Raw genomic sequence first — 6,074 nt, forward strand, 5'->3', positions numbered from 1 at the left:
GAACTCAATTGATAATCCTTCTGAATAGTCTGTTTTAAATGAACTTGCTGTGAAGATAATCGGCTTACTTCATTAATAATTTCTTGCTTAGTTTCCCATATCCGACCACCATATTTTTCCTCGAGAGTTGGCCATAATCTTTCTTCTATTCGCCAAAGTATCTCTTTTGTCTCAATCTTTGATATATCGTTTATGGTGCATAAAGAGGAAATCCCATCTATGCCAATGGTTTTTTCATGAGCCATGATGATCAGATCTTTAAGGTCTTGGACTTTCTTGTTAGCGGGAAGCGAATCTGCTAAATCCCATTTTTGAGGGAAGCTTTTAATTAATTCCTGCTGGTTGACTACACTCAAAGATTTGATACCTACTTTTCTCAATTCTCTACAAAGATCTTTCGATGCTTTAAAGCCTGCTTCATCATTATCGGACCAAATGATAACTTCTTTGCCGTAAAGAGCGGTCCAATCCGTTTTATTAACGGCTGATGCGCCTCCTTGCCACGTCACACAAATCATGTTTTTATCAGCAAACAATGTTTGCGCAGCATCGGCTGTTTTCTCGCCTTCAACGATTAAAACTTTAGCTAAGGGATTTTGACTGAGTAAGTTCAGATGGTAGAGAGGCCGATTCTCACTCTTGTAGTTTTTCAGGCTCCAAGTTGCTTTGTCAGCACCCTGCCATTGTCCATAGCTAAGAGGTGGTGTAATTTTCTTTGATGGATTGTCTTTTTCAACTAGTCGCAAAACATAAAATAACAATCCTCCTTTTTCATCGCAGTAAGCATGCCTGGTCACTTCATTGTATTTATGGCTGAATTCCTTTGAAAGGTGCTCCAAATGAGGAGCTGGATGATTGGGATCTGGCTTTAAACTTTTCCACTCATCAAGCGGTTTAGAAGATTGTTTAAAATTAAAATGAGAAGGGATTTTAAGCTCTTTCTGTTCCAAAAATCCTCTTGCCCAGTCCTTTGCTTCATCTGGACTAAGATTAAGGGTGTTTTGAACAAGCTTAAGAGGTCCTCCTCCCTCTCCTTTCTCAAAGTCATAGAAATAACCTGCTTGCTCTCCCCTGCAAACAACAGATAAAGATCCTTTCGATCCAAATCTCAAACCTTTATGATCACGTCCAGTTGGACCATCGGGGAATAGCCGAAAGAGCAAAGTATCTAAGCGCTCTTTTAATTGCTTCGTTAGATCCGTTTGAGATGCATGTTGAATACTATCGTGCTTAAATGCTCTTTCCTGCAATACGCCAAAAGCTTCTTTTCCTATCGCTTCGAGAATAAAAGCCTTAGGACAGCTTTTTAGCACTTCACAAGCATGGGCATTTCTTACTGCACATGCAACTTGCCAATCTTTGAAATGAGGGGACTGTTTAAAATCTTTACTTCCAGCTTCCGATTTGACCACCACATAGAGTGAAGAAGACTCATTCACACTTTGATAGTACTTTTCTAGAAGTGCTTTATTTTGCTCGGTTAATTGGCTCCAATTCGATGGATTTCTCTTGGCTAAAGAGAGTGCAGAAAAAGCTTCTGCTTTCTCCAAAATTTTGGTAAATGTATGTTGGATTTCTTGCTTATTGATGTTGTAGTCAAAATGGTGATCCTGAATTTGAATCACCTGACCTTTAATCACTTCTTCTTTCAAATGGGGATTAAAGAACGTTTGGCTAGGAAGAAGATCTTTGGAATGCTGCCTATGCTCTTGCACCCTTCCAATCACGTTATCCCAAGCGTTTAGCGCATATCCTTTTACCTTTTTTAGAATCGAGGTAGATTCTTTTAACTGTTCAATCGTATTTGCTCGCTCAAGGTTAGTTTCTTGCTGTTTAAGCTGGCCTTCGGTGGTATAGGCTAAAGTATTTTCTCTGGGGTTTTTGCGAAAAGCTTGTCGCTTAAGATCTGCAATGCTGGAAACATCATTCTTCGAAGCGTATAGATTCACTTTGTGGCAATGTCTTGTCAGGGTCACATAGAATTTTTCTTTATTCATCTGAAGCGAATGCAGGACATAGGCCCTATCTACTGTTTGTCCCTGTGAGCGATTATAAGTTGTCGCATACCCTAATTGAAATCCTGTATAGGTCTCTGGATTAAATGAAATTTTTCTGCCTTGATCTTGAAGGGCCACAATGAATTGTTCTTTTGAGGCTTCTACTAGTGTCCCTATCATTCCATTTTTAACACCAAGCTCATTATCATTTTTTCGGAATTCAATCTTATCTCCTACGTTGACGATAATTTTTTTCCCCTCTTGTGCTTTGCAGACATATTCGGCTTCTCCCAATTCACCTTTTTCTCGACGGTAAAGCCGCGCCATTTCATTGAGAATGCGAACTTCCGCATTTGTATGTGCTAAAATAAGATAAGAACTTTTTGGGAAGGCTGCCTGATCAGCTGCCCAGCTTTTGATTAACTTTTCGATGGACTCTTCTTTTGTTTCGCTCCACTTTAATCCCTGTAACTTAGCTAAGTGATCAATGGCAACGGCCATATTCCCATGTGCTAAATTTTTCGCCATTTGGCGATGTTCTATCTGTTTTTGTCTTTGAATTTCGATTAGCTCTTCCGCTTCAAAGCGCTCGCAAAATGTTTTGAAAAATCCTCCTCTTTCCACAGAAGGAAGTTGGGATGAACAGCCGGAAAAAATAAGCTGAACTTGATTCTTTTCTGCTTCTTTGAGAAATTCAAGTAACGGACGATTACCAAGTTTTGAAGATTCATCTAGAATCCAAACTTCTTTTCCCTGGGCAATTTCTCTTTTTCCATGATGGAGAGAAAATAGAAAGCGATAGATATTTTCAGATGTTGAAAAACCTTTTTCTTTTAATACTTCTGCGGTCGCATTGTCTGGTCCAAAAGCTCTGACTGTATATCCTTGGCTAGCATAAGCTTCCCGCAAAGAAGATAAAAGATAGCTTTTTCCAGTTCCTGCGTGTCCTTCAATGCAGCTTAGTCTTTGTCCTTGGATAATATTTTCAAAAGCACGTTTTTGTTCTGTATTTAATTCTAAGGAGTTATTTTCTAAAGTCTTGGTTTTTATTTTAAAAGCCGATGCTTGATGAATTTTATCTGCCAAACGGAGGATCTGCTTTTCTTCTTCTAAAACTTCAAACGTTGAAAATTTATCTACTGCCTGTCTGATTTTTGGATCTACCAATTGGATAATTTTTTCCTGCTTCCAAAATCTCTCTCGCACCTCATCGATTAAATCAGATTCAATATGTTTTTGTAGAAATGATTCAACATCTTGAATGGTAAAGACGCTTCTTGTTTCCGTTATTTTGGATAAAATCTTTTCGGGATCTTTTGATTCGAATTGATTAAGAGAAGAAAGAAGTTGGTTTTCTTCTTCAAGAGCAAATGCTCGCCCTCTCACCCGAACTGGGCCCAAATGCTTTTGTGAAATCACTCCATTTTCATCTACGCGAAGATCTAATCCTTTGGTTTAAAAAAAAAAATTCTGATGCTGACCCCAAATTTTTCCCCAATTTGGACCAAAATTAACATGCCCGCCTCTCATGTCATTCATTAAATCGCGTGCTTTATGGTCTTCAAATTCTAGCCCATTTTCTTTAAACCGTCGTGTAGTGATCAAAATATGCGCATGCCAATTATGCTCTAAATTCTCGATTTCACCTGTTTGAGGAGAAAGAGAAATGACTCGATCTGGCTTATGGATATCGAGTTGAGCGGCTAATCCTTTTTTAACAAAGTGCTCATCTATAAAAAATTTAGCTAATTCAATTTTATCATCTAATGAAATGACCTGATCATCTGGCAATGCTAGCACCATTTCCATTGCTACTATGGAATTAATGCGTGTTTCTTTTTGCTCAGCTCGATTCCATAAAAATTCAATTGATTTGAAAGAATGATCTACGTTATCAGGCAACAAAACATCATGATAAGCAGGCTTTTCTTTATTAGACCAATCGTAGGTCTTTGACTCTGCAAATGCTGTTCCTTCAAAGTAAACTCTTTCTCTAGCATTGTAAGCTGCTTTGACGCAGGCTGTTTTTCCAGATGATCTCTGAATAAACTCTAGTCTTGCAAATCCTATGGCCATCGCAACCTCAATTAAAGAAAAAATTAGTTTAAAATCTTTCTGTTGTCAAATGAATTTTCTGAATTTTTCATAAAAATTTGTAGTACAGTACTTTGAGAATATCTTTAAGCATGCAAACGATAGTTTGCTTATTGCGTATACTTTTTAATTCTTATCTTCATTTTGCTCATCTTAATTTTTTTGCAAATTTATATTTTTTTGTTTACTCGAATTTTGTTGTTGGCTAGGATATGAAATATCCGAGGAAACATAGTATTTGAATTTGATCACGAGGGAACTTATGCTCAACAAATTGGAAGAAAAGAAAAAAAAAGTTGATGAACAGATTGAGAAAAATTTGCTTAAAAAAAAGCTTTTATTGGCACAAGAGAAAAAGAAAAGGGCTGCTAAATTCAAAGATATAGGAATGTTAGCTTATAAAGCAAATATCGACCAATTAGATGAGCAAGCATTGCTTGGAGCATTCCTTGAAATATCCAAACATACTAACGATGGCAAACTCAAACAATGGAAAGATCTAGCAGAAGAATTTTCGAAAACACAATCTAAACATTTTGATCAAGTTTATAGCATATGCTTTTTAGAAGATCCAGGTATAGAGATAAAGCAAAAATTGAAAGAAAATAAATTTTCTTGGAATCGCTTTAGAAAAGAATACTATGGTAAAGGGCAAAAATCAGAAATCGAAGCCTTATTGAAAAATAGCAAGTATAAGATTGAGGAAATAGCCAATTAAATATCATGGTTATAGTTTCCTTAAATCAAACATCAAAATGGAATTTTGATAAGACTTTACTTGTCTTATGGATAATTTCTGCTTTAGTTTTGATGTTTTCACTCTATCAGCAATTCATAGCAAAAGTTGAGCCTTGCGATTTATGTAAATGGCAGCGCTATGTTTATATTTTGATATTTGCAATCTCTCCTCTTGGTTTAATTCAACAATTAAATTTCTCAATTCGCAATACAATCTCTTTATTTTTTCTGATTGGATTTGGAGTAGCTAGCTATCATGCCTTAGTACAATTCGGATTACTTGCAGATCGTTGTGCAATTACTCAACAGATTACTAGCATAGAAGATTTTATGGAAATTTTAGATCAGCCAAAAATTTCTTGCTCTAATATTAGTTGGAAATTATTCGGCTTATCTGCTTCAAGCTATAATGCTGCTTTCTCTTTTTTTGCTTTAATTATTTTAAACTTTAAAACCATCAAAAAGCTTTCTTATGTCACAAGAAATCATTAAAAAAACTGCTACAAACACTAAAAAGACTCTGATTAACGGCATTGCAGCGGATAAACAAATTCATCCCAATGACGTCCGTCAAGTCATTCAAGCTTTTCTAGATAAAATTATACAAACTTTAGCTAAAGGTGAACGCTTAGAATTTAGAGACTTTGGCATTTTTGAAGTAATTAAAAGAAAGCAAAAAATTGGCAGGAACCCCAAAAAAGCCGATGTTCCCATTGTTATTCCTGCTCACTTAGCTGTTAAATTTTCCCCCGGAAAAGAAATGAAAAAACGTCTAAAAAAATGATCTTCTAATTTACTGATCTAAATTTTCATTTTCCATTTCGCATAACTCTAAAGCGGTAACTTTGACTGTTTCAACACCATCTTTGAAACCTACTAAACGCATCAATTGATCGATATAGCCTAACTCTGTTAATAAGTGGTCATTTAAAGTTTCTAATCGAGCAATTTCTTTCTGAAGATCTTTCTTAGTCATATTAACCTCCAAAGCACACTAATTACTTTGCAAGAAGCGTACCAGAATTTTCAATCCACTCTCTAGAAATGAGAAAAATAAAGATTTTAACGCAACAAGACCTTTCAATATTTATTGACATCAACCTTCATAAAGAAGATTATTTTTCCCCGAACTTATTTTTAATACGGAGAAGCAATTTCAAATGAACTTATTAGAAAATCCTATCATAAAAAATGGTCTTTTAGTTTATGAATGCTATAACCAAGGCTTAGCAATTAAAGAAACGA

Annotated in this window: 6 protein-coding genes; 3 read left to right on the top strand and 3 right to left on the bottom strand. The window is 35.7% G+C overall.

Annotated elements, in window-relative coordinates:
* Together BN3769_RS06185 and BN3769_RS06190 are read right to left on the bottom strand one after the other, a co-directional pair.
* Positions 1–3,416: AAA family ATPase (locus BN3769_RS06185; RefSeq protein WP_079989434.1), on the bottom strand; the 3,416-nt coding region annotated here is incomplete at its 3' end.
* A 36-nt stretch (positions 3,417–3,452) separates the two neighbouring features.
* Entirely contained in the window at positions 3,453–4,073 is a 621-nt protein-coding gene (locus tag BN3769_RS06190; protein WP_068468677.1) for a MobA/MobL family protein, read from the bottom strand.
* Between the two features lie 280 nt (positions 4,074–4,353).
* Between BN3769_RS06190 and traD the strand changes: the two genes are divergently transcribed.
* From traD to BN3769_RS06205, 3 genes are read left to right on the top strand one after another with little or no spacing between them, the layout of a single operon-like run.
* Positions 4,354–4,809: a conjugal transfer protein TraD gene (traD, locus tag BN3769_RS06195; RefSeq protein ID WP_068468679.1), complete on the top strand. Its 456-nt coding sequence runs from the start codon at positions 4,354–4,356 to the stop codon at positions 4,807–4,809.
* Between the two features lie 5 nt (positions 4,810–4,814).
* On the top strand, positions 4,815–5,321 hold the full coding sequence (locus BN3769_RS06200) for a disulfide bond formation protein B (RefSeq protein WP_068468681.1): 507 nt from the start codon (positions 4,815–4,817) through the stop codon (positions 5,319–5,321).
* Complete coding sequence (locus BN3769_RS06205) at positions 5,302–5,613, top strand: HU family DNA-binding protein (protein WP_068468683.1); 312 nt, start codon at positions 5,302–5,304, stop codon at positions 5,611–5,613. The genes BN3769_RS06200 and BN3769_RS06205 overlap by 20 nt, the downstream gene beginning before the upstream one ends.
* 9 nt (positions 5,614–5,622) lie before the next feature.
* On the opposite strand, the gene BN3769_RS06210 is transcribed toward BN3769_RS06205, so the two are convergent.
* Positions 5,623–5,805 (bottom strand): hypothetical protein, encoded by a 183-nt coding sequence (locus BN3769_RS06210; protein ID WP_068468685.1) that lies wholly within the window; start codon positions 5,803–5,805, stop codon positions 5,623–5,625.
* Between the last annotated feature and the right edge of the window lie 269 nt (positions 5,806–6,074).

This window comes from Candidatus Protochlamydia phocaeensis (assembly GCF_001545115.1).
Lineage (GTDB): Bacteria > Chlamydiota > Chlamydiia > Chlamydiales > Parachlamydiaceae > Protochlamydia_A > Protochlamydia_A phocaeensis.

What these genes read in the sequence shown, in the direction of transcription:
- BN3769_RS06190 (WP_068468677.1), bottom strand. Translation starts at nt 4,073, where the DNA reads ATGGCCATAGGATTTGCAAGACTAGAGTTTATTCAGAGATCATCTGGA.
- traD (WP_068468679.1), top strand. Translation starts at nt 4,354, where the DNA reads ATGCTCAACAAATTGGAAGAAAAGAAAAAAAAAGTTGATGAACAGATT.
- BN3769_RS06200 (WP_068468681.1), top strand. Translation starts at nt 4,815, where the DNA reads ATGGTTATAGTTTCCTTAAATCAAACATCAAAATGGAATTTTGATAAG.
- BN3769_RS06205 (WP_068468683.1), top strand. Translation starts at nt 5,302, where the DNA reads ATGTCACAAGAAATCATTAAAAAAACTGCTACAAACACTAAAAAGACT.
- BN3769_RS06210 (WP_068468685.1), bottom strand. Translation starts at nt 5,805, where the DNA reads ATGACTAAGAAAGATCTTCAGAAAGAAATTGCTCGATTAGAAACTTTA.